Source organism: Mangrovihabitans endophyticus, from assembly GCF_014646155.1.
Classification (GTDB): Bacteria; Actinomycetota; Actinomycetes; order Mycobacteriales; family Micromonosporaceae; genus Actinoplanes; species Actinoplanes endophyticus.
The window spans coordinates 76,312-101,744 of record NZ_BMMX01000004.1 but is presented as its reverse complement, the minus strand read 5'-3'; the positions used below and the strand labels follow the sequence as shown (position 1 = coordinate 101,744).

Sequence of the window (25,433 nt, the reverse complement as noted above, 5' to 3'; positions counted from 1 at the left end):
GTTCGAAGTCCCATTCAGGGGTTTTCGTCCGATATGTCCGGCGTAGGTGTCACCGGCGTCGCGGACTCGTCCTTCGAACCGTAACCCGCGGTCACGAACCGCAGCCCGGCCAGCAGCAACGCGGCGATCGGCACCGCGATCAGGAACCGGATCAACGCCTCCGTGATGTTGATCTCGTCCAGCACGTACCGGTACCACCCGGGGGCACTGATCAACAGCGCGAAGACGAGGACCGACCACCGGATCATCGCGCGGAGCGGGCCTGACGACGGGCCGGGGCCTGCACCGGCGCAATGTCCGCGGCGATACGCGCGCACAGCAGCGCGGCCCAGGCGTGCGGCGTCGCCGGTTTGCCGTCCATCGAGAAGATGGGCAGATCCAGCCCGAGCACCGTGGCCGGGTCCGAGGTGAGTTCGATGCCGTGCACCACCAGCGCCTCCACCTCGCCGAGCATGCGCAAATGCCGCGCGGTGTCGTTGGTCTTGCGGGTGGCGTCGACCACGGCCCACAGCGCCGTGGCGCCCAGCGCGTCACACATGTCGTTGATCGCCACCGGATTCGTCGCACCCACCGGCGTGTCCATCAGCACGATCCACGGCTTGTCCGAGGCCTGCAGCTTCTCCGCGCGCGCCGCCGCCGCCTCGGGTGTGTGCATGATCCGCGACGAGTGCAGGCCGGTGCCCGACGCAGACGGCCCGGCCAGCAGCAGGCGGTTCTGGTCGAGGCCGGCCTGGGCGAGCAGTTGCTTGGCCATCGGCACGGCGTGGCTCAGCTCGCCGGCGAGCACCAGGACCTCGCCCGGTCCGTCCGGGATGCCGGGTGCGGCCGGGCGCGCGGCCATTGCGGTCAGCACCGCGGCGTACGTGTCGCCGCCGGTGATCTGCTCGGCCATGGTCTCCGGCATGCCCACCGAGATCAGGTTGGTGATGACCGAGTCGGACGGCGTCGGGCGCAGCGCCGGAACCTGCGCCGCCGGTTCCGGCACCGCCAGGTCCGCCGACCCAGGGCGGGCCGGCGACGTGGGGGCGGCCGGCGGCGGAGTCCGCAGCCCGTACGCGGCGGCGGCCGACCGGGCCGGTGTCGGCAACGGCTTCTGCGGCTGGAACGGCGGGATGTCGTCCTCACTCACACCCAGTCCGCCCATCAGGTCCGCCAGGCTCGGCACCGGCGAGAGGCCGCGCCCCTTCTCGCCGTTGACCGGGGAGCCGGTGGCCTGGGCGGGACGGAACGGACGTACCGTCGGCACATCGTCGCGTTCCGAGGTGTCCGCGGGCCGCGGCGCGGACCGGATCGATCCCGCGGTGGCGATCTGGTTGGCCGTGTCCAGGCCGGCCATCAGCTCGGCGAAGGCCGCTCCGGGGTCCGCGATGCGCGGGTGGCCAGCGGGCTCGCCGATCTCGGCCAACCCGTTGAGCTCGTTGTCGTCCGCCGCGGCTTCCGCGTCCCGCATGCCGGCTTCCCGGCTGGACTGCAACTCCGGCGCCCCGGACAGCCGCGGTCCCGCACCGTGCCGCGGTCCCGCACCGGAGCGGGCCGGTTCCGGCATCCCGGACGGCGGCGGCGTGGCGAGTCCCGGCCGTCCGTTGCCGACGGCCGGTCGCTCCTCGGGGGCGATCCGATCACGGGACTCGGCACGTTCCAGCAACTGTTCCAGCGAGCTGGGCCCGGAGGCCGCGCCCCGGGCCGCCGCGGCCCCGGGCGCCACGGGGCGGCTCGCCGGCTTGCGCGGTGGCGCCTTCCGTTCCTCGCCCGGATCCGGCACCTCCACGGACAGCTCGTAATGCTGCTTCGCGAAGAAGCCCCCGATGCCGCCGGTGCGCACCTTGTCCGCCGAGATGATCCGAACCCCGGCACCGTACTCATCCCGGACCTGGGCCAGCAGCGGCTCGATGGCCGGCCCCTCAAGCAGCACCCGCGTAGGCACCGTTCACCACCCCCATGGTCTCGATCTGTGCGGTGGAACCAGAGATCTCCGTGTACGACAACACCTGCACCCGACCGGAGCCGGCACGCAGCAGGCGCATCAGCGGCAGCCGCAACTGCGGCGAGCACGCCATCACCGGCGTGATGCCCTGCTGTTCGGCGGCTTCCACGAGCCGGTTGGCCTCGCTGACGACGGCTTCGGCGCGCATGCCGTCGATCGCCATGAACACCCCGGAGTCACTGGGCCGCAGGGACTCCAACAGCCCCTGCTCCAGCATCGGTTCCAGGGTCACCACCGCCAGGCGTCCGCCGGAGGCGTACTGGGCGGCGATGGCCGGGCCGAGCGCCGCGCGGGCCGCCTCCACCAAGCCGTCGTGGTCGGCGGACAGCTTGGCGCGCAGCGACAGCGCCTCGAAGATGCGCACCAGGTCCCGGATCGGCACCCCCTCGTCGAGCAGGGCCTGCAGCACGCGCTGAATCTGTCCGAGGCTCAGCAGCGACGGGGTCAGTTCCTCGACCACCACCGGATGCGTGCGCTTGACCATCTCGGTCAGCGCGCGCACATCCTCGCGCCCGAGCAGTCGGCTCGCGTTGCCGCGCACCACCTCGGCGAGATGCGTGATGATCACGGACGCCCGGTCCACCACCGTCGCCCCGGACAGCTCCGCCTGGTAGTGCATCTCGGCCGGCACCCATTTGCCGGCCAGGCCGAACACCGGTTCCACACCGGCCCGGCCGGGCAGCGCCTGCAGGCCGTCACCGATGGCGAGCACCGTGCCGGGCGGGGCCTGGCCGCTGCCCGCGTCCACCCCGGAGATCCGGATCGCGTACGAGGAGAGCGGCAGGTCCAGGTCGTCGCGCGTACGCACGGGCGGCATCACGATGCCCAGTTCGAGGGCCATCTTGCGGCGCAGCGCGCGGACCCGGTCGAGCAGGTCCCCGCCGTCGGCGTCCACCAGGTCGACGAGGTCCGGCGAGAGGGCCAGTTCCAGCGGGTCGACGCGCATCTCCCCCATGAGCTGGTCCGGCGAGTCCGGCGCGGGCATGTCGACCTCGGCCATGGCGACGTCGGGCTCCGGCTCGGGGTCCTTCATCCGCTGCGCCACGATCAGTGCGACCGCGCCGACCACGAGGAACGGGATCTTCGGCAGGCCGGGCACCACGCAGAGGCCGAGCGCCGCGCCACCGGCGATGCGCAGCGCCAGCTTGTTCTGGCCCAGTTGCTGGGTGACGCTGCTGCCCATGTCGCCGGAGGTGGCCGAGCGGGTGGTGATCAGGCCGGTGGCCACCGACAGCAGCAGCGCGGGGATCTGCGACACCAGGCCGTCGCCGACGCTCAGCAGGCTGTAGTGGTTCATCGCATCACCCGGCGACATGCCCTGCTGGAGCATGCCGACGCCGAAGCCGCCGACCAGGTTGATGACGGTGATGATGATGGCCGCGATCGCGTCGCCCTTGACGAACTTGGAGCCACCGTCCATGGCGCCGTAGAAGTCCGCCTCGGCGGCCACGTCGGCACGCCGCTTCTTCGCCTCTTCCTCGTCGATCAGGCCGGCGTTGAGGTCGGCGTCGATGGCCATCTGCTTGCCGGGCATGGCATCGAGGGTGAACCGGGCGCCGACCTCGGCAACCCGTTCGGCGCCCTTGGTGACCACCACGATCTGCACGATGATCAAGATCAGGAAGATCACCAGACCGATGATCAGGTTGCCGCCGACCACGAAACTGCCGAACGCGTGGATCACCTTGCCGGCGTCGCCGTCGCGGAGCACCAACCGGGTGGCGCTGATGTTGAGCGCGAGCCGGAACAGCGTCATCACGAGCAGCAGAGCGGGAAAGACCGAGAAGTCGAGCGGCTTCTGCACGAACATGCTGACCAGCAGGATGAGCAGGGCGCCGGTGATGTTCAGGGCGATGAGCATGTCGAGCAGAAGGGTCGGCAACGGCACGACCATCATGACGATGATGCCGATGACCCCCACGGGCACGGCAAGCTTGCCGAGGCTGCGATTCTTCACGGCACCCTCCCTCTTCCCCGATAATCCCCCGATCGTGGTGGTGATGTGAGGAAATCTCCCAGATCAGCCGTTATGCGTTTCTCCCCCGCCCCACCACGTCTCCTCCGGCTCAAGCGGCCGCCGGGTTCCGGTGCAGCCCAGCCGCCGACCCCCGTGTCTTCAGGCTCATCACGAAGGCCAGCACCTTGGCCACCGCGCCGAAGAACTCCGCCGGGATCTCCATGCCGACGTCCACGCTCTTCTCCAGTGCGCGGGCCAGCGCCACGTCCTGCACGAGCGGAATGCGGTTCTCGGTGGCCAACTCGCGGATCTTCTGCGCCACCGCGCCCCGGCCCTTGGCGATCACCCGTGGGGCACCCCGGTCCGGTTCGTACCGCAGCGCCACCGCCACATGCGTCGGGTTGACCAGCACCACGTCCGCGCTCGGCACGTCCGCCATCTGACGGCTGCGGGCGATCGCCATCTGCTTGGCCCGGATCTGCCCCTTCAGGTACGGGTCACCCTCGCTGTTCTTGTGCTCCTGCTTGACCTCTTGCTTGGTCATGCGCAGACGCTTGTTGGTGCGCCGCCGCACCACCACGTAGTCCGCCAGCGCCATCACGATGCCGGCCACCGAGGCGGAACGGATCAGCGACACCACCGCGTCGCCGAGAACGCCCAGCAGCGACCCGAGCGGCACACGCCCGGCGACCATGAGCAGCGGCACGATGTCCTTCATCGTGTAGTACAGAATGCCGCCCAGCACGGCGGTCTTGATCAGTGCCTTGGTGCCCTCCCACAGGGACTGCGGGCCGAGCAGCCGCTTGAACCCGGGGAACGGGTTCAGCTTCTTGAACTTCGGAACGAACAGCTTGGGGGCCACCCGGATGCCGCCCTGCGCACCGGCCGCGGCGATGCCGACCACCATCATGGTGAGTGCCAGCGGCAGCACCGCCCACGCCGCGCCGATCAGGCCGTCCTTCAGGATGGTCAGCGTCACCGCCGGGTCCGGGTCGACGATCACGTCGGGTACCTTGTCCATCACCGCGTGAGCATTGTCCATCGCCGAGCTCATCGAGTGCGGGAGAATGATGCTCGCGGCCAGCATTCCGAACCAGGCGCCGACGTCCTGGCTACGGCCGATCTCGCCCTCGCGTTTGGCCTTCTTGAGCCGCTGCGGAGTCGGCTGTTCGGTCTTCTCTCCGGCCACCGGTGCCCTCCCCTCGGCGCGATCGGGCTCCCCTTCCCCCTTCGGCCCGACGGCCAAGCCGCTGAGCTGCTGATCTGCGCCCGGCAGCGGTGGGGGTCAGGGCGAGGTCAGCCCCACCACCGCGGTCACCGCCCGGTCGACCAGGTTGTCCACCGTGCCGGGCAACACCGTGATCGCGGTGCCGACCAGCGCGAGCACCAGGAAGATCTTCGCCGGAAACCCGAGCTGGAACGCGTTCAGCGCGGGCGCGACCCGGTTGAGCAGACCGAACGCGGCATCGGTGAGGAAGAGCACGGCGATCAGCGGCCCGGCGATCTGCAACGCGGCCAGGAACATGTCGGCGATCCCGTGGGTCAGCAGGTCGGTCAGCGTGGACAGGGAGATCGACGCGTCCAACGGGAGCGTGCGAAAGGTTCGGAGGAACCCGCGCAGCACCAGTTGATGGCCTTCGGTGGCGAACAGCAGGGTGACCGCCATCAGGTTGTAGAACCGCCCGAACACCGAGCTCTGGTTCTGCGAGAGCGGGTCGTACGCGGTGGCCAGCGTGAAGCCGCCGAACAGGTCCAGCAGGTCCCCGGCGGCCTGCACCGCGGAGAAGAACAGCAGGGTGACGAACCCCAGCGCGGCCCCCACGAACACCTGCAACGCCGCGCTGGCCACCAGGTCGGCGGTGGTCGTCGGGGGAACACCCTCCCGCAGGTACGGCAGCATCGGCAACGCCAGCCCCACCGACAACAGCGCCTTGACCTGCGGCGGGATCAGCCGCGACTGGAACGGCGGGGAAACCATCATCCACGCCCCGGCCCGGACCGCCCCCAGCATGACGGCGATCAGGTCGGCAACCGGGACGTCCAGGTTCACCGGTACGAAGCCACCAGTGCGGTGATGATCAGGCCCCAGCCGTTGACCAGCACGAAGAGCAGCAGCTTGAACGGCAGCGACACGGTGACCGGCGGCAGCATCATCATGCCCAGAGACATCAACGACGCGCTGACCACCATGTCGATGATCAGGAACGGGATGAAGATGACGAACCCGATGATGAACGCCTGACGCAGCTCGGAGAGCACGAACGCGGGGATCAGCGTGGTCAGCTCCACGTCGTCGCGGTTGGTCGGTTGTTCCCGGCCGGACACCTTGATCATCAGCGCCAGCTCGTCCGGGCGGGTGGTCTTGTACATGAACTCGCGCATCGGCTGCACGCCGTCGCGGAACGCCTGCGACTGGCTCTTGTCGCCGCGCAGGTACGGCTGCACGCCCTGCTCGTTCACCTGCGAGAGGGTCGGGCTCATGATGAACAGGCTGATGAACAGCGCCAGCCCGGCGATGACCTGGTTCGGCGGCATGCTCATCATGCCGAGCGCGTTGCGGGCGATGCCCAGCACCATGAACACCTTCGTGAAGGCGGTGGTCAGCAGCAACACCGCGGGCGCGACCGAGAGCAGGGTCAGCCCCAGCACGATGACCAGCGAGGTGGCCGGCTTACTGCCGTCCGGCTGGGTGCCGTCGATGTTGACGTTGATCGAGCCGCCGCTGGGCGAAACGGTCGGCGCGGTCGGCGGCGTGGGCGGTGCCGGAGCGGCCGACGCGGACGCGCCCGGCAGCAGCACGCAGGCCACCGCGAACGCGGCGACCAGCATGGCGAACATCCGACGCACGGTCAGTGCCTCGTGGTGCGCTCGCGCAGAAAGTCCATCGTCGCGCTCCACGTCCGGGGCGAGAGAACGGAACCCTCCAGACGCTCGCCGCCGAGCGGGACCGGGTCGCGATGCTCCGCTACGGGCTTCTCGAACGCCGGCAGATCCGTCTCGCCGAGCAGGCTGACCTGATGATCGGTGACGCCCACGATCAGTGCCCGGTCCGCGACCTGCACCACCGCCACCGCGGCGCCCCGGGTCAGTTGCTGGCGGTTGAGCACGGCCAGCGATCCGGCCTGGCCTTTCGCGCCCAGCGGCCGGCGCACCACCTTCGCCAGGCCCCACATCAGGCCGAAGACGATGAGCAGCGAGAAGCCGATCCGCAGGACGATCTCGATCAAGAGTCACTCCCGCTCCGAACCCGGGGCGACGATCTCGGTGATCCGGATGCCGAAGTTCTCGTCCACCACGACCACCTCGCCGCGGGCGATCAGCCGACCGTTCACCAGCAGGTCGGCCGGGCTGCCGGCGGCCCGGTCCAGCTCCACGATGGCACCGGGAATCAGTGACAGCAGTTCCCGTACGCTCATCCGGGTCCGGCCCAGCTCGGCCGAGACCTCCATCTCCACGTCGTGGAGCATGTCCAGGCCACCACGCATGGCCGCGCCGGCCGACGCGGGGTTCATCGCCCTGCCCTCGGCCGGCCACGGGCTCAACGCCAGCGCCAGGATCGCGCGTACGTCCGTGCCGTCCACCAGCGGCACGGCGATCGCGTCGTCCTTGGCCGCAAGCGCGCTCATCGCCACCGACGGCTCCATCGTCTGGCCCGGATCCAGGACCGTGGGGCCGAACACGCGCGAGGCCGCCTCCAGGGCCGGCCGGACCGCGGCGGTCAGGTCCAGTTCGCCCAGCGGGCTCTCCTTGAGGGCGTCCGCCAGGTCCTGGCCGACCACCACGACGACCTCGCCGGACGCCGCGCCGCTGAACTTCGCGGTGATCGCCTGCCCCTCGGCCAGGGTGTCGGCCGCGGCCGCCATCGGCTCGCCCACGGTGAGCTCGCGGCTGGTCGGCAGCACCCCGAGCGCCGCCTGGGCGGCGTTGCGCGCGAGGGCGAGCTGCGGCTCGGTGAGGGTGAGGGCGGTCATCGGCGGCCAACTTCCTTGGGCGTCTCCGTGGGCGCAGGCACCACCAGGCAGGCGAGCCGGGCACCCTGGTTTCCGGGTACGGCATGGGCGAAGACGGTCTCGTTGACGATCACATCGAGGGGCACGCTGCTCGGATGGCGCAGCGGCACCACGTCGCCGGGACGTAGATCCACGATGTCATCGGTTCGCATGCGGATGGGCTGGAATCGGACAGCTACCTCGATCGGCGCGGCGGAAAGTCCGGCCGTGAGGTTGCGGTGCGACGTCTCCCGCACCATGCGCTCGGCCGCGGTCAGTTCGATGGTCTCCCGCTTCTCCAGCACCGGCAGGATGGTGGTGAACGGGATGCAGATGCTCGCCAGGCACTCCTCGGTGCCGATCTTCATGTCGAAGGACGCCACCACCACCGCGTCGCCGGGCTGGTGCGCGCGCAGGAACTGAGCGTTGTACTCGATGTCGCGCAGCTTCGGGGAGATCTCCACCAGCGTCTCGAACCCGTACCGCAGCTCGCCCAGCATGCGGTCCAGCAACCCACGCAGCAGCGGCATCTCCACCTCGGTCAGCGGGCGCTGCGGTTGCGGCCCGCCGGGGCCACCGAGCATGTGATCAAGGGCGGTCATCGACGCCGACGACGCCATCTCCAACAGCGCCGTCCCGGGCAGCGGGTCGAGGCCCACCACCGCAATCACCGTCGGGTTGGCCAGCGAGGCGACGTATTCGTCGTAGTTGAGCTGCTCGATCGAGGCGAGCGCGACGCTGCTGACCACGCGCAGCCGGGTGGTCAGCAGGGTGCCGCAACTTCGCGCGTACGTCTCGAAGGCGATCTGCAGGGTGCGAACATGCTCGCGGGACAGCTTGATCGGGCGGCGGAAGTCGTACAGCGCAGGGCCGGACCCCCCGTCCCGGCGACGCGACATGCGACCGGGGCGGGCGGTGGAGGCGGACGGCGACTTGGTCACATCGTCCCCATCGGCTCGAATCCCGGACCGCTGAGCCGATGGGGTTGGTCCGTCACCTCATGCGCTTGGCGTCCCTTTTCACCCTCTTGTCACTGAGTCACGAACTGCGTGTAGTACAGGCCCATCACCAAGTGCACTTCTTCGGTGTTGTACGCCTCCTCGATCTTGTGGAGCAGCTCGGTGCGTGTCTTCTCACGGCCCTCGGCCGTCTCCAACTCGCCGATCTCCTTGCCCGTGTACTCGGCGATGCCCAGGTCGATCGCCTCGGTCAGGTCCACCGTGACGCCGGCTGCCTCCTCGGTCATCTGGAGCGCGAAGGCGAATTTCAGGTAGTGCCCGTCCGCCAGGTTGACGGTCAGCGCATCCGTGATCGGCAGGATCTCGCCCTTCACCGGCTCGTGCACCGTCGCCGCATCCGCGCTGCCGCTGAAGAGCGTCAGGTACGCTCCCACACCGCCGCCGGCCAAAGCGACGACCGCGATGATGATGATCATCAGCATCTTCTTGGACTTGGGCTTCTCCGCCCCGTCCTTCTCGTCCTTGCTCATCGATGTCCCCCCTCGTGCTCAGTCGTGCGTGGTGGTCTGGCCGTTGTCGGTACCCAGGTTCGTCTGCTCGGGCTGCACCGCGGCCTCCTGGGCGGCCTCGGCGCTGGTCTGGCCCTTGTGCGGCTGGCTGTCCTTCCCCGCCGCCGACGGCAACAGGGCCGCCTGCTCGGCCGTGAGTGCCGTGGTCACGACCACATCCACCCGCCGGTTCATCCGCACCGAACGCGGGTCCTTCGGGTCGATCAGCGGTTCGGTGTCGGAGTGCCCGACCGCACTGAGCCGGTTCTTGGCCAGCCCATGCCCGTTCAGGTACCGCACCACCGTGGAGGCCCGTGCTGCGGACAACTCCCAGCCGCTCGGGTAGTACTTCGTCTTGACCTTGAGCTGGTTGGTGTGCCCGTCGACCTGAATGTCGTTGGGCAGCTTGGCCAGCACCGGCGCGATCGCGTCGAGGATCTTCGCACCGCCCTTGCGCAGGACGGCGCGGTCGCCGGCGAAGACCACCTCGTTGGTCACGATGGTGACCACCAGGCCACGCTCGTCGATGGTGAACAGCACCTGGTCGCGCAGTTGAGCGTTGGCCAACGCGTCGGAGATCTTCTGCTCGATGATCTTCAGGTTCGCCACTTCCTTGGCCGCCTCCTCGGCGTTCTGGGACGCCTTGAGCCGGCCCTCGGCCCGCACCGCTCGCTCGATCGCCTCGCGCTGCTCCTTGCTCATCGTCAACTCGTCGTAGTCGCCCACCTTGGCACCGGGATCGATGGAGACGATGTCGGCCTTGCCCGCGCCCTCAAGGATGGCCGGCGCCCCGTCAAAGGCGGCACTCTGCGAGCCGAACCCCGCCGACAGGCTGGAGGCCAACTGGGCCAGCTTCTCCTTGTCCACGTTGCTCATCGAGAACAGCACCACGAAGAGGACAAAGAGCAGGGTGAGCATGTCCGCGTAGGACACCAGCCACCGCTCGTGGTTGACGTGCTCCTCGTGCTCCTCGTGCCCGCCCTTCTTCTTGCGGCCACCGCCGCCGCCACCGCTCATCGGGTCACGCCGCCTTCTTGCCCGAGGCGGCCTCGGCCGACTTGAGCGCGTCCGGGGGCAGCAGGCTGCGCAGCTTCTGGCCGACCAGGCGCGGGTTGGAGCCGGCCTGGATGGCGAGCACGCCCTCGATGACCAGTTCCATCTCGTCGACCTCGATGCCGGAGAGCCGGCCGAGGCGGGCCGCGATCGGCAGCCACATCACGTTGGAGCTCATCACGCCCCACAGGGTGGCGACGAACGCCGCCGCGATGGAGTGGCCCAGGGTCTCCGGCTTGTCGAGGTTCTCCAGTACGTGGACCAGGCCCATGACCGTACCGATGATGCCGATCGTGGGCGCGTAGCCGCCCATGTTCTCGATGATCTTCACACCGGCCTTGTCGGCCTTCTTCTTCGCGGCGATCTCGGCGTGCAGGATGTCGTGCAGTTCGTCCGGGTCGGTGCCGTCGATGGCCAACTGCAGGCCGCGCTTGAGGAACGCGTGGTCCACGGTCTTGATCGCGTCCTCAAGCGCGAGCAGTCCCTCGCGGCGGGCCCGTTCGGCCAGCTTGACCACGTCGTCGACCAGCTTGTTGGGCGGCGCCACCTTGGGCAGGAAGGCTTTCTTGAGGGAGCCGATGAGGCCGATGGTGTCCTTCAGGACACCGCCGGCCATCGCCGCGCCGATCGAGCCGCCGAAGACCAGCAACATCGCCGGGAACAGGATGATCGAGCCGGCATGACCGCCCTCAAGCGCCTGCACGACGAAGACGATGACGAAGGTGGCACCGATCCCGACAAGGGTGGCGATGTCCATCAGCGTTCCTTCCGGTGAAGCTGGACCACCGTGGCGTCCTGCTCATCGATCTCGGTACGGGAGTCCGCCGCCCACTCGCCCTCCAGCCGACTGGCCTGGGCGATCAGCGACGCGCGGTAGTGACGCACCGAGTCGATGAATTCGGGCACCGATTCGGCGATCACGTACTTGGTGCCGTCCACCAGCGTCACCACCGTGTCGGGCGTGCAATCGGCCCGCTCGACGAGGTCGGGGTTGATGGCGAACACGGCGCCGTTCAGGCGGGTTACGAGGATCACGACGTCCGTCCTTGGTGGGTCTGCGGCTGGCTCGACGGCCCGTTCCGTCACCTAGCAGTTCGGCCTGGGCGCGTTGCTGATGAGCGCGCCGCGGTGGCGATCAGGGTGCGGCAGCGTGGGCATATACGCAGGCCGGGGCGGGTGACGGACCCGCCCCGGCCGTTACCTCATGGGTCAGCGCTTGAGGTTGACAAGCTCCTGCAGGATCTCGTCGGAGGTGGTCAGGATCCGGCTGTTGGCCTGGAAGCCGCGCTGGGCGATGACCAGGTTGGTGAACTCCTGCGCCAGGTCGACGTTCGACATCTCCAGCGCACCGCTGGTGACCATGCCGAAACCGGCCGTGCCGGCGGCGCCGATCTGAGCCAGGCCGGAGTTGACCGTGCTGCGGAACATCGAGTCGCCGATCTTCTCCAGGCCGTTCACGTTGTTGAAGTTGGCCAGCGCGATCTGGCCCAGCGTCTCCTTCAGGCCGTTGGAGAACACGCCGACGATCTGGCCGGTGTTCGAGACCGTGTAGGTGCTGAGCACGCCGGCGCCGGAGCCGTTGGAGTTGCTGACCCGTGCTTCGGTGAGGCCGCTGAAGTTGGTGAGCGCCGCGGTGTCGAAGGTGTATCCGCCGACCGTCTGGCTCGCCAGGGCGGCGGTGCCGTCGGCGTTGAAGTCGATGTTGGCGGTGGAGCCGTCCGGCAGGTCCATCTGCCAGGTGTCCGCGTCCACCTTGGTGAAGGTCGCCACCATCGACTGCGCCGCGCCGTTGGTGTCGATCACCTTGATCGGGATCTCCTTGATGTCGCCGGGCAGGGCCTCGTACGAGAAGTTGCCGGTCAGGGTGATCTCCGTGGTGGCCACCGGGGCCAGGCTGATCCCGATCGGCAGCACGATGTCCGCCGGCGCCCCGGCCGAGTTGACCACACCGTTGGTGGCGGTCCAGCCCTGCACGACCTGACCGTTGGGCGTGGTCAGCGTGCCGTTGGCGTCGAAGGTGAACGATCCGGCGCGAGTGAACAGCTCCTCGCCGTCGGCCCGCACGACGAAGAAGCCGTCGCCCTGGATCATCATGTCCGAGGACTTGCCGGTGACCTGTGCGGCGCCCTGGCTGAAGTTGCCGTTGATGCTGGCCATCCGGACACCGAGGCCGACCTGCGCCGGGTTGGTGCCGCCGGCCTGGTTCTGCGGCGCACCGGCGGCGGCGAGCATCTGGCTCAGCGTGTCCTGGAAGACCGCCTGGCTGGACTTGTAACCGGTGGTGTTGACGTTGGCGATGTTGTTTCCGGTCACGTCCATCATCTGCTGGTGGGCGCGGAGGCCGCTGATGCCGGAGAACAGGGAACGCAGCATGATCAGGATTCCTTCGTGGTCGTGGTCGTGGTGGGCGTCGGGGTCGCGTTCTGCTGGACTTCCGTGACCTGCGACAGCGGCACATCCATGTTTCCGACCACGAGCGTCGGTTCGCTGTCTCCGTTGAGCTTGGTCTTGGTGACGACGCCGGTGGTGCGCGCGCCGTCGCCGTCGATGTAGGTGACCGTGCGCCCGACCAGGGCGCTGGCGCCGATCAGTTGCTGCGCCTGCAGCATGTCGGCGATCTTGCCGAGCTTCTCCACCTGGGTGAACTGCGCGGTCTGCGCCAGGAACTGGGTGGAGTCGGCCGGGTTGCTCGGGTCCTGATATTTGAGCTGGGCCACGAGCAGCTTGAGGAAGGTGTCCCGGTCCGCGGCGTCGCCGGTGCCGGCGGCGGTGCTGGTCTTGTTGGTGTACAGCGAGGTGGCCGTGCGGTCGACGTCGAACTCCCGGCTCACGGTGCCGTTGATCGGTGAGGTCATCCGGACCCCTCCCCCCGTGTCTGGCGCTGATGTGGTTACGTCCATCAGGTTCGGCGCGCTGGTTCGGGCACTTAGTTGCCGTTCCGGTGCGCGTGTGACTGAGTCGGAGAACCGGGCCGGACAGGCGAAAGGCGGGGCTCCCCGGCGGGGAGCCCCGCCTTTCGCGGGTGTGCGCAGCGACGCCGGGTCAGGGCGCCAGCGACAGCGAGAACTTGCCCTTGCCGTACCGCGCGACCTCGACCATCAGGTCCAATCGCCGACCGAGGGCCAGGAGATGGGCGCGGGCATCGGCGGGCAGGTCCATGCCCGGGTAGACGACCTGGTAGAGCTTGACGTGCGGGGCGCCTTCCCGGTTGAGCAGGCTGGTCAGCACGTTGCACAGCTCGAAGACGTTCTCCGCCAGGTTGGGGAAGAGCTTCTTCTCGTCGATGCTGTCCTCGGCTGCGCCCGCGGGCAGGAGACCCAGCGCGGCGCCGACGTTGGCGGCGAGCGTCAGATCCATGCCTAGGACGCCGTAGATCTTCTGCTGGCTGTCGGTGTAGATGGCCACCGTGGCGGTGGCCAGGTCGGCCTGCGCCATCGGGTCGCCGGGACCGACGCTGACATCGCGGCCGAGCAGGTCTTCGAAGAGGTTGCGAACGGTGTGCGAGCCGGGGATAACCGAGGTGTCGGACATGTCTATATCATCCCAGAATTGGTGAGAGGACCTCGTCGAAACGGTCCGCCGTGAACGGCTTGACGATGAAGAAGGCCGCCCCGGCGGACTCTGCCTGCTGCTGCATCTCCGGCGTGCACTCGGACGTGACGAAGCCGAACTTCACGTCGTTGCCGGCCGCCCGCAGCTTGCGCAGCACGTCGACGCCGGTCATCTGCGGCATGTTCCAGTCCGAGATGACCAGATCGGGCTTCTCCGCGGTGGTCTTGTCCAGCGCCTCCTGGCCGTCCGCGGCCTCCACCAGGTCGTGGTCGCCGAACCCGGCCTGGCGCAGCGTCCGCGTGACGATCTGCCGCATCACCCGGCTGTCGTCGGCAATCAAAATCTTCATGCGGTCTTCTCCTGCTTCACGTCGTTGGAGCTACGCCACATCGAGATGGAGACCGGCTCGCCCTCCCACGTGCCGTAGAGGCCGCTGATGCGTTCCGCGCTCGGATACTTGGTGGCAGCCTCCGGCGCGAGCACCACCTGCGGCAGGGACAGCATCGCGCCGGGCGGCAGCATCGCCTTGACGTTGCCGCCGACGATGTTCGCCAGCTCGCCCAGCACGTCACTCAGATCCGCCTCGCTGACCTCGTCCATCTCCATGGCCAGGAATGCGGCGGCGGCCCGACGCGCGGCCGCGGTGGAGGACGCGTACACCACGTGCCCACTCCACGAGCCGGTGATGGACACCGACGAATGCACCTCGGACGGCTGGCTCTCGTCATAGGTCGGAATCAGCGGGCTCACGCCCTCCGGATCCAGGTAGGACACCCATACCTGTTCCACCATCTCGGCCAGCTCGGCCTCACTCACCACAACGTCGACGCTCATGAGCTCGCTCCGGTCGGGACGAGGCCCAACAGGGCCAGTTTCTCCACCATCGCCCCTTCGGTGAAGGGCTTGATCACGTACTCGTGGGCACCGGCGGCGAGCGCCCGGACGATCTGGCTCTGCTCGCTCTCGGTGGTGACCATGACCAGGGTCATCTCCCGGAGCCGAGCGTCCGAGCGCACGTTGGTCACGAACTCCAGCCCGTTCATGTTGGGCATGTTCCAGTCGATGAGCGCCAGCGCGGGCACCGCATCCATGCCCGCGAGCAGGTCCAGCGCCTCCTGGCCGTCACCGGCCTCGGACACCTCGAAGTCAAGTCGCGCGAGGATCCGCTTGAGAATCATGCGCATCGCGCGAGAATCGTCGATCACCATGGCGTGCATCGCGATCTCATCCCCTCCCCGCAGCGCCGACGGACGCCGCGCTCCGGACTCGGTAGGCAGACGTCCGGCCGGCCGTCACCCGCTCATAGTTGTCATCCACGCCGATCGTGGTCTCGGCCGCTCCGAGGAACAGCCAGCCGTCGGGACGAAGCAGGCGTGCGGCGTTTCGCAACACTGATCTCTTCGTCTCGACGTCAAAGTAAATGAGGACATTGCGCAAAAAGATGACATCAAACGGCGCTAGCGATGGCAGGGGCGACGTCAGGTTCATCAGCTTGAAGCTCACGTTGCGGCGCAACGACGGCGCCACTCGCCAGTGCGCGCCGGCCCGCTCGAAGTACTGCACGAGCTGCGCCGCCGGCAGGCCCCGGTTCACCTCGACCTGGCTGTATTCGGCCGTCTCGGCACGCTTGACCATCTCGGTGGAGATGTCGCTGCCCATGATCTCGTAGGACCATCCCGGCGGCAGCGCCTCCTGCAGCGTGATGGCCAGGCTGTACGCCTCCTGGCCACTGGAGCTGGCCGCCGACCAGAGCCGCACCTTGCGCGTCGACGCACGGGACTTGACCAGTTGCGGCAGCACCACGTCGGTCAACGCGGTGAACGGCTCCCGGTCCCGGAACCAGGAAGTCTCGTTGGTGGTCAGCGCGTCCACGATCTTTCGCTGGTACGCCACGTTCGGCCGGCGTTGCAGCTCGGCGAGCAGCGCGGCGACGCTCTCCGCGCCGACCGCCCGGGCCACCGGGATGAGCCGGGCCTCGACCAGATACTCCTTGCCGGGTGCCAGCACGATGGATGCCTCTCGCCGCACCAGCGTGGAGACGTACTGGAACTCGGATGCGGACAGCGGCATCAGGCCACCACCGCCGATCGCCCGGTCTTGACCCGGCTGAGCAGCGCGGAGGCGATCTGCTCCAGCGGTTGCACATCGTCGGCAAGCCCGGCGGTCACCACCGCGCCCGGCATCCCCCACACCACCGAGCTCGCCTCGTCCTGGGCCAAGATCTCGGCACCCGCCTCACGCAACACTCGAGCACCATCCCGTCCGTCGTATCCCATTCCGGTGAGCACCGCCGCGAAGGCGGACGCCCCGTAAATCTGCGCCACTGAGCGGAACATCACGTCCACCGCCGGTCGGCACGAGTTCTCCGGCGGTGCCCCACTGAGCTGCGTCATGATCGCCGTGCCCCGGCGGTGCAGCACCAGATGCTTGTCACCGGGGGCGATGTACGCCCGTCCCGGTGCCAGCTCCATCCCGTCGGCGGCCTCGACCACGGTCAGCGCCGTGCTGCGATCAAGTCGCTCGGCGAACATGCGGGTGAACACCGGCGGCATGTGCTGCGTGACCACGATCGGCACGGGCAGCTCCGCCGGCATCGCTTGCAGCACCTTGGTCAGCGCATCCGGTCCGCCGGTCGAGGAGCCGATGGCGATCAGATCGATTCGGCCCTGCGGGCCACGGCGTGCCGGAGCGCGTCCCGGCGGCTTCGCGGGCCCGGGGCGTACCGGAGGCGACCCGGTGCGGCCCGGCGCAGCACCGAGCGTGCCCGGCCTTGCCGGCGCCACCGCCGGCCCAGCGGGCCGGCGCAGCGGACCCGTGGCCAGCCCCGAAGGCCCGCCCTGCGGCTTGCCGGCCAGCGCATGGATCTTGGGAACCAACTGTTCCCGCACCGCGGCGATCGACTGGCTGATCGATCCCACGTTGCTGGGCTTGGTCACATAGTCCGTCGCCCCGGCGGCCAGCGCCTCCAGCGTGGCGCTGGCCCCCGCCGCGGAGAGGGTGCTGAACATGATCACCGGAATCCGCGGATGCCGCTTGCGGAGCTCCTTGACGGCGGCGATGCCGTCCATCTGCGGCATCTCGATGTCCATGGTGATGGCGTCCGGCTTTAGCTGATCGATCTTCGCCTGAGCCAGGTGACCATTGGACGCGGTGCCGACCACTTTGATCTTCGGGTCGCCGCTCAGCGCATCGGCGACGAGCTTGCGAATCACCACCGAGTCGTCGACCACCAGCACGGAGATCATCCGAGTGTCCCCTTCTCCCCCAGCCAGCCCGGTCCGAGCGCGGCGACGACGGGTGCGAGCAGCCGGTGTGCCGTGGCCGTGTCGAGCAGGTCGCGGACCACGAGCGCCTGAACCGCACCGCTGAGCAGGTTCCAGACCCCGCCGGCCCGATCCGCCAGCGGGATCGACGCGGTGTCCACGGCCTGCACCAACAGCATCTGCGCCGCGGCAGCGGTGCGGACCCGATCGGACAGATACGCCGCCCACGACGCGGAATGCACCGCGGGAGACCATCCACCGGCATTGCGCCGGGCGTCCTCGGCCGACGCGACCAGCCGGGCCAGTTCGCGGGAGCGCACCGAGCGCAGGCGTTCCAGCAGCGCCGACACCGCGTAGTGGTGCGGCCCGAGATCGATCGGCGAGCCGTTGGAAAGCTGGCGCAGCGCGGCCACCCAGCCCGCACCGAGCCGGCGACGACTGTGCTCGTCCAGCACCTCGCGCAGATAGCTGGCCACCGCGGCGTCACACAACAGCGCGGTGGCCGCCGCCGCCTGTTCGCTCTGCTGAGCGTCCCGTCCGGTGCCGTGCCAGGTCCAGGACATGACGTCGTAGCGGATGCAGGTCAGCAGGGAGTCCACCGAACCGATCGGGGCCCGCTCGACCAGAGCGATGGCCGCGGCCGGGTCGTCCTTCTGCATGCTCTTCAGCGACGGCATTCGACGCGCGGCGCTCTCCACCTCGACCCAGAGCGGGCCGCGCACGCCCTCGTCCGGCAGTCGCTCCGCGAGCACCGGTAGGTCGCCCACCGTCAGCCGCAAACCACGCAGCAGCACCTCGGCGGTCGCCGACCCGCCCGCGAGGCGGGTCAGGTCGAACCCGAGGACGGGGGCGCTGACCAGGCTGTACATCAGGTCGTAGCGCGGTAGGTGTCGACTGCCTGATTCACGTCCAGGGCCAGCATCAGCCGACCGTCCAGCTTGAAGGTACCCACCACCAGCTCCCGGGTGGGGCCGCTGAGTGTGTCCGGAGGCGGCTCGAAGGCGTCGTCGTCCAGATCGACCACTTCACCGATCCGGTCCACCAGCAGGCTGACCGGCTCCCCGTCGCCGCGCAGGATCACGTTCATCACCGGGCCCTGCAACGCCTGCCGAGCCAGGCCGAGTTGCACCCGCAGGTCCACCGCGGCGATCACCTGACCGCGCAGGTTGAACAGTCCGCCGACGGCGGGCGGGGCCAGCGGCACCGGGGTGTACTCGTTGTAGGACAGGACTTCCTGCACGGTGTCGACCTCGACGCCGAACAGCTGATTGGCCACCTCGAAGGTGGCGAATTGCCGGTTCGCCATGTCAGGCCTCCACCAACATCTCGTCGTCCGCGTCGCGGTAGAAGTTCGGGTCCGCGGCGAGGATCGCGCGGCGGATGTCCAGCAGCTCGGTGACCCGCTGCTGGATCACCGCGGTGCCGAGCAGCCCGTCGTCCTCGGCCTCGCGGCGCACGTTGGTGGAGTTCTCCGCGATGTCCACGATCCGGTCCACCACCAGCGCGACGCTGCGGCCGGCCTCGCTGTAGACCACCACCGGGACGGTGTCGCTGTCCGGCTCCTCGCTGTAGGTGCCGAGCACATGGGAGAGCCGGAACAGCGGCAGGATCTGGTTGCGGTACTGGACCACTTCCCGGGAGCCCGCGTGCTCGATCTTGTCGCGCGGGAACTCCTCCAGCCGGGTGACCGTGTCCAGTGGGATCGCCAGCCGGCGTTCGCCGACCGCGGTGATGAGCAGCCGCTCGCCCGAGCCGGTGCCGCCGGACCCGCGGGAGGTGCCGGTGGCGTTCTCCCGTTCGGAACCCACCGCCAGGTGGGAGCGGCGGGCGAGGGAGGAGACGTCGAGGATCAGGCCCACCTTGCCGTCGCCCAGGATGGTCGCCCCGGCGTACATGCCGATGTCCTTGAATCGGCTGTTCAGCGCCTTGACGACGACCTCTTCGGTGTTCAGCACCCGGTCCACCACCAGGCCGAAACGACGGCCGTCGGCTTGCAGCACCATGATGTAGACGCCTTGGTCGCCGCCCACGTCCAGGCCGAGCGCACGGTCCAGCCGGACCAGCGGCAACAGCTTGCCGCGCAGCCGGTACACCGGGGCGCCGGAGGCGTACTCGATCTTCGTGCTCTGGCCGTCGATGTAGACCAGCTCCAGCACCGCCACCTGCGGCACGACGTAGCGCTGGTCGCCGCAGTCGACGGTGAGCGCCTGGATGATGGCCAGGGTGAGCGGGATGGTGAGGCGCCATGTGGTGCCCTCGCCCAGCGTCGAGTCCACGCTGACCGTGCCGCCGATCCGCTCGATGTTGGTCTTCACCACGTCCATGCCGACGCCGCGGCCGGACACGTTGGTCACCTTGGCCGCGGTGGAGAAGCCGGGCTGGAACACCATCGCCATGATGTCCCGCTTGTCCATGCCGGCGATCTGTTCGGCGCGCAACAGACCCTTCTCCACCGCCTTCGCCGCGATGCGGTCCACATCCATGCCCGCACCGTTGTCGCCGACCTCGACGGCGACGTGCCCGCCCTCGTGATAGGCGCGCAGGGTGAGAGTGCCCTCCGGGTCCTTGCCTGCGGCGGCGCGGCGCTCGACGTCCTCGATGCCGTGGTCGACGGCGTTGCGCACCAGGTGGGTCAGCGGGTCCTTGACCGCTTCGAGCAGGCTGCGGTCGAGCTCGGTCTCCTTGCCCTCCATCACCAACTGGACCTGCTTGCCGAGCGAGCTGCTCAGGTCCCGGACCACGCGCGGCAGCTTGGACCAGATGTGGTCGATCGGCTGCATGCGGGTCTTCATGATGCCTTCTTGCAGCTCACTGGTGATCATGCCGAGCCGCTGCGCGCTGCGCACCAGCCCGGTGTCGCCGAGCTCGGTCACGCCCCGGACCAGTTGGTTGCGGGCCAGCACCAGTTCACCGACCATGTTCATCAGGCTGTCCAGCAGGTCCACGTCGACGCGGATGGTCTGATCCGCGACGCTGCGCTTGGGCGTTTGTGCCTGCAGCGCCTCGGTCACCGCCGTGGGCTGGGCCTTGCCCTCCTCCAGCAGGATCGTGCCGAGCTTGCGCTCGTCACCCTCCAACTGCTGCTGCAGCGCCGAGCCCACGTCGGAGGGCTGGGCCGCGCCGCTTTCCACAAGCATCTCGCCGAGCGGCTTGCGCTGCCCCTCGACGGGCTCCGGCGCGGGCCGGACGGCCTCCGCGGCGGGCGGCTCGGCGGCGACCTCGGGCGTCGCCGCAGCCTCGGCCGGGGCCGCGGCGGCCTCGGTGTCCATCTGCGCGTGGATGGAGCTGATCACGCTCTCCACGTTGACGTCGTCGCTGCCGTTCTCCTCGATCGCGGCAAGCATCGCCCGGACGCCGTCGATGGTGGCCAGCAACGTGGTGATGGTCTCCGGGGTCACCGGTAGCACGCCGTCGCGCAGCTTCGACAGCAGCGACTCCCCGGCGTGCGCCAGGGCTTCCAGGCGGCTGAATGCCAGGAAACCGCTGGTGCCCTTGATGGTGTGAATGGCCCGGAAGATGCGCGAGATCAGATCGCGCGAGTTCGGCTCCTGTTCCAGGTCCACGAGATCCCGGTCAATCTGGTCCAGGTTCTCGTGGCTCTCCATGAGGAATTCGCCGACGATCTCACCAAGTTCTTCCACAGCGCCTGCCTCCCGACGACGTTCCAAGACCCTGATCGACCCGTTGACGTGCTACCTGAGCGCCTTGACCCGACGAGGCCCGGCGACGCTTGCCGCTCAGGTGTCCGCACCCGGCCGGCGGTAGCGGTAACCGAACCCGCGGACGGACTCGATGGGCGAGTCCTCCGGGTCCGACCAACCGAGCTTGCGGCGCAGTCGCAGCACCGCGAACTTGACCCGTTCCTGGCCGATACCCGTCGGGTCGTCCCATGCCTGGGTCAGCAACTGGTTCGGCGACAACACCGCTCCGGCATGCCGCACCAAGGCATTGAGCAGCCGGAACTCGGTGGGCGTCAGCCGCTTCTCGTCGCCCTTGACATAGACCCGCCGTTTGGTCGGGTCGAGGTGCACCAAGCCGTCGTCGTAGACCTGACTGGCCCAGTTGTTCTGCCCGGCCGAGGACCGGCGCAGCAGGGCTTCGACCCGGGCCAGCAGCTCGTTGTTGGCGAACGGCTTGGTCAGGTAGTCGTCGGCACCGCCGCGCAGGCCGCGGACCTTCTCCGCCTCCTGACCGTGCGCGGTCAGCACCAGGACCGGCACGTCGGAGACGTCGCGCAGCCGCTCGAGCACCTGCCAGCCGTCCATCTCCGGAAGGCCGACGTCGAGCACCACCAGGTCCGGGTGTTCGGCATAGGCCTCCTTCAGGCCGGTACGCCCGTCGCCGGCCTGCGCCACGTCGTAGCCCGCGCGGCTGAACAGCAGCCGGAGAGCCAGCGCGATGTCCGGATCGTCCTCCACGACCAGCAGTCGGCTCATGGAGCACCACCCACGTCACCGACGCACGTCGAGATCGTTGAACCCATCGCCCAAACCCCCGTTACGCGCCCATGGGCGCGGCACGCCTGTCGGCGCGCAGGAAACGCGCAGAAGCCGAAATAGCGCTATGTCATGCCCTAAATACGAACAGTCATAGCTTAGGCGTTCTTATCGGCGCGCGTGGCCGGTCCGCGAGGATCACCCGGGCATGGTGTCTCGGAGGGCGGTTCAGAGGGCGCAGTTCACCAGCACCGGCTCCGGGTGCAGGAGGACGCCGAACCGGTCGTGCACGCCGTCGCGGATCTCTCGGGCCAGCGCGAGCAGCGCGCCCGTCGTGCCGGTGCCGCGGTTGGTCAGGGCCAGGGTGTGCTTGGTGGAGATCGCCACACCGTCACCCGCGTAGCCCTTGTGAAAGCCGGCCCGCTCGATCAGCCAGGCGGCCGGGACCTTGACCGCGCCGTCCCCGGCCGGCCAGCTCGGCGGTTCCGCGCCGTCGGCGCCCACCCGGCCGCGCAGCCCGTCCCAGGCGTCCGCGTCGAGCACCGGGTTGGTGAAGAAGGAACCCACCGACCACGTGTCCGGGTCGTCGCGGTCCAGCACCATGCCCTTGCCGGCACGCAGCTTCAGCACGGTGTCCCGCGCCTGGTCCAGCGGGACGCGATCACCCACGGCGACCCCGAGCCGCCGGGCCAGCTCGGCGTAGCGGATCGGCACCGACTCCGCCGCGGCGGTGAGCTGGAAGTCCACCTCCAGCACGACCCATCGCGCGCTGTGTTTGAACACGCTGGTCCGGTACGCGAAGCCGCACTCCGCCGCGGGCATCTCGACGACGCGGTCGGTTTCCCGGTCGTACACGTGCACCGCCACGATGGTCTCCGCGACCTCCTGCCCGTACGCGCCGACGTTCTGGATCGGGGTGGCACCCGCCGAGCCGGGAATCCCGGACAGGCACTCGACGCCGGACAGCCCGCGTTGCACGACGTCGGCCACGAAGCCGTCCCACGGCTCGCCGGCGGCCACCCGCAGCACCACCTCGTCGGCGCGCCGCGCGATCTCCCGCACGCCTCGGGTGCGTAGCAGCACCACCGTGCCGGGGAATCCGTCGTCGCCGATCACCACGTTGCTGCCACCGGCGAGGATCAGGACCGGCTCGGCGGATCCACCGCAACCACGCACCGTGTCGACCAGCTCGCGGGTTTCTGACACCACCGCCAAGGTGCTGGCCTTGCCACCGAGGCGTAGCGTCGTCAGCGGCTCCAGCGAATTGTCACTCTTCACGGATACGGCATCCACGGAATGGGCATTAACGTCGGGCACGGCCTTCACCCTAGGCTCATCCGTCTTTGGCTCATCCGGCGGTCGGCGCCCCAGCGGGAGAATCTGCAATGAACAGACTGCACGCGACGAAGGAGTTCTGGCTGGCGGCGCTGCGCGCCGACGGCCCGTCCCTGAAGGACGCGGTCACCGAGGCCGGGCCCGAGGCCGCCGTTCCCGGCTGTCCCGGGTGGACGGTGGCCGACCTGGTCGAGCACCTCACCGTCTTGCTGCACTGGGTCCGGGAGATCACGCCGCGGGGGGTCATCACCAAGCCGGAAGACCGGGTCACACCGCCACGGCCGCCGTGGTCCGAGGCGCTGGAGTCGCTGCATCGGGAGATGACCGGCACCATCGAGACTCTCGACGCGCTCGACCCGGACTTTCCCGCCTGGACCTGGCCGGCCCAGCCCAAGCGCGCCGGCTTCTGGCATCGCCGGGTGGCGCACGAGGTGGCCGTGCACCGCTGGGACGCGGAGGCAGCCGCCGGACGGCCACGCCCGATCGAGACCAAGCTCGCCGCGGACGGCGTCAACGAGATCCTCGACACGTGGCTGCCCGCCGGCCGCCGGCAGGGCGCGACCGACATGCACGGCGTCGCGCACCTGGTGGCCACCGATGCGGCTTATGAGTGGTTCGTCCGCCTTCGCGGCGCTGGCATCGCCCTGCTGGACACCGGCACGATCCTGGACAGCGACGATCATCACGCGCGTGCCGAGGCAACCGGCACAGCCAGCGATCTCCTCCTCACGCTGATGGGTCGCCAGGGAACGGACGCTCTCACGGTAACCGGAGATCCACGACTGATCGCGGCACTGCGCGCGGGCTGACATCGTCCGGTCCGGAGGCGTTTCGCAACTTTTGGAGGTCCCCCGCGCGAGTTATTCGCCGTACGCTGTACCGGTTAAGTCCGGCCAGATTCTGTCGGCCGGAACGATCGCGCAGGGAGCGGTGAGGCATGACGGCAACCGTCACGTCCGCGACGGCGGAGTCGGGCAGTGAACCGAAAGGGACCGGCTTGGTCTTCCCGGACGATTTCGTCTGGGGTGCGGCAACGGCGTCGTACCAGATCGAAGGCGCAGCCAACGACGACGGCCGCGGATCGTCCATCTGGGACACGTTCAGCCGGACGCCGGGGAGGGTGTTCGCCGGGCACACCGGCGATGTGGCCTGCGATCACTATCACCGGTACGCCGAGGATGTCGCGATCATGGCGGACCTCGGCCTGGCCTCGTACCGCTTCTCGGTGGCCTGGCCTCGGATCCAGCCGGACGGCACCGGCCCGGTCAACCCGCGTGGGCTGGACTTCTACGACCGGCTGACCGACGAACTGATCAGCAAGGGCATTGACCCGGTGGTCACGCTCTACCACTGGGACCTGCCGCAGACCCTGCAGGATCGCGGTGGCTGGACGGTCCGGGAGACCGCCGAGGCCTTCGCCGAGTACGCCCAGATCATGCACGCCCGGCTCGGTGACCGGGTGCGCACCTGGACCACACTCAACGAGCCCTGGTGCTCGGCCTATCTGGGGTACGGCAGCGGGCGGCACGCCCCCGGGATCACCGACCCGGCATCCACCTTCCGCGCGGTGCACCATCTCATGCTCGGGCATGGTCTGGCCGCCCAGGCACTGCGCACGGCGGGTGCGCAGAGCATCAGCATCACGCTGAACCCGAACGCGGTCTATCCGGTGGACGAGAGCAATCCGGCCGACGTGCAGGCCGCGCGCATCGTCGACGGACTGCACAACCGGATCTTCTTCGACCCGTTGCTGATCGGCCGATACCCCGACGACGTGCGCGAACACATGAGCCGGTTCGTCGACCTCGCGTTCATCCGAGACGGCGACGAGAAGATCATCAACGCGCCGATCGACGTGCTGGGCGTGAACTTCTATCAGCCGTCGTACGTCTTCGCGAAGCCCGGCCAGCCGGCGTCGCCGGACGCGCCGGGCACCGAGGGCATCGCGGTCCGGGAACCGGTCGGACCGGTCACGGACATGAACTGGCAGATCGAGCCGGCGGCGCTGACGCGGCTACTTAACCGGATCAGTAACGACTACCCCGGCACCGCCATGTTGATCACCGAGAACGGTGCCGCGTACCCGGACGGGCCGTCCCCCGAGGACGGCCGCGTGCGCGACACGAAGCGCATCGAATACCTCGACGGCCACCTCCGGGCCTGCCATGAGGCCATTTCTCGCGGGGTGGACCTGAGGGGATACTTTGTGTGGTCTCTGATGGACAACTTCGAATGGGCCGAGGGCTATGACAAGCGCTTCGGCATCGTGCACGTCGACTACGCGACCCAGGCACGTGTGCTGAAGGACAGCGCCCGCTGGTATTCGGACGTGATCCGCCGCAACGGCTTGGAGTGAT

At 68.9% G+C, this 25,433-nt stretch carries 28 protein-coding genes; 2 read left to right on the top strand and 26 right to left on the bottom strand.

What is annotated here, in order from left to right:
* Nucleotides 1–14 precede the first annotated feature (14 nt).
* The 26 genes from IEY73_RS08120 to IEY73_RS07995 form a co-directional block, all read right to left on the bottom strand.
* Nucleotides 15–248 (bottom strand): hypothetical protein, encoded by a 234-nt coding sequence (locus IEY73_RS08120; RefSeq protein ID WP_189078482.1) that lies wholly within the window; start codon nucleotides 246–248, stop codon nucleotides 15–17.
* The gene (locus tag IEY73_RS08115) at nucleotides 245–1,924 is read right to left on the bottom strand and encodes a hypothetical protein (protein WP_189078481.1); all 1,680 of its coding nucleotides are present in this window, start codon (nucleotides 1,922–1,924) and stop codon (nucleotides 245–247) included. Before IEY73_RS08115 ends, IEY73_RS08120 begins: the two co-directional genes overlap by 4 nt.
* The gene (locus tag IEY73_RS08110) at nucleotides 1,902–3,941 is read right to left on the bottom strand and encodes a flagellar biosynthesis protein FlhA (protein WP_189078480.1); all 2,040 of its coding nucleotides are present in this window, start codon (nucleotides 3,939–3,941) and stop codon (nucleotides 1,902–1,904) included. Before IEY73_RS08110 ends, IEY73_RS08115 begins: the two co-directional genes overlap by 23 nt.
* Nucleotides 3,942–4,050: 109 nt before the next feature.
* Nucleotides 4,051–5,130, bottom strand: coding sequence for an EscU/YscU/HrcU family type III secretion system export apparatus switch protein (locus IEY73_RS08105; protein ID WP_189078479.1), 1,080 nt, complete (start codon nucleotides 5,128–5,130; stop codon nucleotides 4,051–4,053).
* A gap of 96 nt (nucleotides 5,131–5,226) precedes the next feature.
* On the bottom strand, nucleotides 5,227–5,991 hold the full coding sequence (locus tag IEY73_RS08100; protein WP_189078478.1) for a flagellar biosynthetic protein FliR: 765 nt from the start codon (nucleotides 5,989–5,991) through the stop codon (nucleotides 5,227–5,229).
* Nucleotides 5,988–6,779 carry a flagellar type III secretion system pore protein FliP gene (fliP, locus tag IEY73_RS08095; protein ID WP_189078477.1) on the bottom strand — a complete coding sequence of 264 codons (792 nt, stop codon included), beginning with the start codon at nucleotides 6,777–6,779 and terminating at the stop codon, nucleotides 5,988–5,990. Before fliP ends, IEY73_RS08100 begins: the two co-directional genes overlap by 4 nt.
* 11 nt (nucleotides 6,780–6,790) lie before the next feature.
* Nucleotides 6,791–7,168 carry a flagellar biosynthetic protein FliO gene (locus IEY73_RS08090; RefSeq protein ID WP_189078476.1) on the bottom strand — a complete coding sequence of 126 codons (378 nt, stop codon included), beginning with the start codon at nucleotides 7,166–7,168 and terminating at the stop codon, nucleotides 6,791–6,793.
* A 3-nt stretch (nucleotides 7,169–7,171) separates the two neighbouring features.
* Complete coding sequence (fliN, locus tag IEY73_RS08085; RefSeq protein WP_189078475.1) at nucleotides 7,172–7,912, bottom strand: flagellar motor switch protein FliN; 741 nt, start codon at nucleotides 7,910–7,912, stop codon at nucleotides 7,172–7,174.
* Nucleotides 7,909–8,871 (bottom strand): flagellar motor switch protein FliM, encoded by a 963-nt coding sequence (locus tag IEY73_RS08080; RefSeq protein WP_229715662.1) that lies wholly within the window; start codon nucleotides 8,869–8,871, stop codon nucleotides 7,909–7,911. Before IEY73_RS08080 ends, fliN begins: the two co-directional genes overlap by 4 nt.
* 89 nt (nucleotides 8,872–8,960) lie before the next feature.
* The gene (locus IEY73_RS08075) at nucleotides 8,961–9,419 is read right to left on the bottom strand and encodes a flagellar basal body-associated FliL family protein (RefSeq protein ID WP_189078474.1); all 459 of its coding nucleotides are present in this window, start codon (nucleotides 9,417–9,419) and stop codon (nucleotides 8,961–8,963) included.
* An 18-nt stretch (nucleotides 9,420–9,437) separates the two neighbouring features.
* Entirely contained in the window at nucleotides 9,438–10,454 is a 1,017-nt protein-coding gene (locus IEY73_RS08070) for a flagellar motor protein MotB (RefSeq protein WP_189078473.1), read from the bottom strand.
* 4 nt (nucleotides 10,455–10,458) lie between these two features.
* The gene (locus tag IEY73_RS08065; protein ID WP_189078472.1) at nucleotides 10,459–11,247 is read right to left on the bottom strand and encodes a motility protein A; all 789 of its coding nucleotides are present in this window, start codon (nucleotides 11,245–11,247) and stop codon (nucleotides 10,459–10,461) included.
* Nucleotides 11,247–11,525, bottom strand: a complete 279-nt coding sequence (locus IEY73_RS08060; protein ID WP_189078471.1) for a flagellar FlbD family protein — start codon at nucleotides 11,523–11,525, stop codon at nucleotides 11,247–11,249. The genes IEY73_RS08065 and IEY73_RS08060 overlap by 1 nt, the downstream gene beginning before the upstream one ends.
* A gap of 174 nt (nucleotides 11,526–11,699) precedes the next feature.
* Entirely contained in the window at nucleotides 11,700–12,863 is a 1,164-nt protein-coding gene (locus tag IEY73_RS08055) for a flagellar hook protein FlgE (protein WP_189078470.1), read from the bottom strand.
* Nucleotides 12,864–12,865: 2 nt separating this feature from the next.
* Nucleotides 12,866–13,345, bottom strand: coding sequence for a flagellar hook assembly protein FlgD (locus IEY73_RS08050; protein WP_189078469.1), 480 nt, complete (start codon nucleotides 13,343–13,345; stop codon nucleotides 12,866–12,868).
* A 187-nt stretch (nucleotides 13,346–13,532) separates the two neighbouring features.
* The gene (locus IEY73_RS08045; protein ID WP_189078468.1) at nucleotides 13,533–14,021 is read right to left on the bottom strand and encodes a hypothetical protein; all 489 of its coding nucleotides are present in this window, start codon (nucleotides 14,019–14,021) and stop codon (nucleotides 13,533–13,535) included.
* 7 nt (nucleotides 14,022–14,028) lie between these two features.
* The gene (locus IEY73_RS08040) at nucleotides 14,029–14,391 is read right to left on the bottom strand and encodes a response regulator (protein ID WP_189078467.1); all 363 of its coding nucleotides are present in this window, start codon (nucleotides 14,389–14,391) and stop codon (nucleotides 14,029–14,031) included.
* Entirely contained in the window at nucleotides 14,388–14,876 is a 489-nt protein-coding gene (locus IEY73_RS08035) for a chemotaxis protein CheX (protein WP_189078466.1), read from the bottom strand. Before IEY73_RS08035 ends, IEY73_RS08040 begins: the two co-directional genes overlap by 4 nt.
* Entirely contained in the window at nucleotides 14,873–15,259 is a 387-nt protein-coding gene (locus IEY73_RS08030) for a response regulator (RefSeq protein ID WP_189078465.1), read from the bottom strand. The genes IEY73_RS08035 and IEY73_RS08030 overlap by 4 nt, the downstream gene beginning before the upstream one ends.
* 7 nt (nucleotides 15,260–15,266) lie before the next feature.
* Entirely contained in the window at nucleotides 15,267–16,112 is an 846-nt protein-coding gene (locus IEY73_RS08025) for a CheR family methyltransferase (RefSeq protein WP_189078464.1), read from the bottom strand.
* Complete coding sequence (locus tag IEY73_RS08020; protein ID WP_189078463.1) at nucleotides 16,112–17,287, bottom strand: protein-glutamate methylesterase/protein-glutamine glutaminase; 1,176 nt, start codon at nucleotides 17,285–17,287, stop codon at nucleotides 16,112–16,114. The genes IEY73_RS08025 and IEY73_RS08020 overlap by 1 nt, the downstream gene beginning before the upstream one ends.
* A complete protein-coding gene (locus IEY73_RS08015) occupies nucleotides 17,284–18,174 on the bottom strand; it encodes a hypothetical protein (RefSeq protein WP_189078462.1) in 891 nt (296 codons plus the stop codon). The genes IEY73_RS08020 and IEY73_RS08015 overlap by 4 nt, the downstream gene beginning before the upstream one ends.
* Nucleotides 18,174–18,611 (bottom strand): chemotaxis protein CheW, encoded by a 438-nt coding sequence (locus IEY73_RS08010; RefSeq protein ID WP_189078461.1) that lies wholly within the window; start codon nucleotides 18,609–18,611, stop codon nucleotides 18,174–18,176. The genes IEY73_RS08015 and IEY73_RS08010 overlap by 1 nt, the downstream gene beginning before the upstream one ends.
* A gap of 1 nt (nucleotide 18,612) precedes the next feature.
* Complete coding sequence (locus tag IEY73_RS08005; RefSeq protein WP_189078460.1) at nucleotides 18,613–20,946, bottom strand: chemotaxis protein CheA; 2,334 nt, start codon at nucleotides 20,944–20,946, stop codon at nucleotides 18,613–18,615.
* Nucleotides 20,947–21,042: 96 nt separating this feature from the next.
* The gene (locus IEY73_RS08000) at nucleotides 21,043–21,741 is read right to left on the bottom strand and encodes a response regulator transcription factor (protein WP_189078459.1); all 699 of its coding nucleotides are present in this window, start codon (nucleotides 21,739–21,741) and stop codon (nucleotides 21,043–21,045) included.
* 228 nt (nucleotides 21,742–21,969) lie between these two features.
* On the bottom strand, nucleotides 21,970–23,058 hold the full coding sequence (locus tag IEY73_RS07995) for a UDP-N-acetylmuramate dehydrogenase (protein ID WP_373292749.1): 1,089 nt from the start codon (nucleotides 23,056–23,058) through the stop codon (nucleotides 21,970–21,972).
* Nucleotides 23,059–23,126: 68 nt separating this feature from the next.
* Between IEY73_RS07995 and IEY73_RS07990 the strand changes: the two genes are divergently transcribed.
* Together IEY73_RS07990 and IEY73_RS07985 are read left to right on the top strand one after the other, a co-directional pair.
* Complete coding sequence (locus IEY73_RS07990) at nucleotides 23,127–23,885, top strand: maleylpyruvate isomerase family mycothiol-dependent enzyme (RefSeq protein ID WP_189078457.1); 759 nt, start codon at nucleotides 23,127–23,129, stop codon at nucleotides 23,883–23,885.
* A 128-nt stretch (nucleotides 23,886–24,013) separates the two neighbouring features.
* The gene (locus IEY73_RS07985) at nucleotides 24,014–25,432 is read left to right on the top strand and encodes a GH1 family beta-glucosidase (protein WP_189078456.1); all 1,419 of its coding nucleotides are present in this window, start codon (nucleotides 24,014–24,016) and stop codon (nucleotides 25,430–25,432) included.
* Nucleotide 25,433 lies beyond the last annotated feature (1 nt).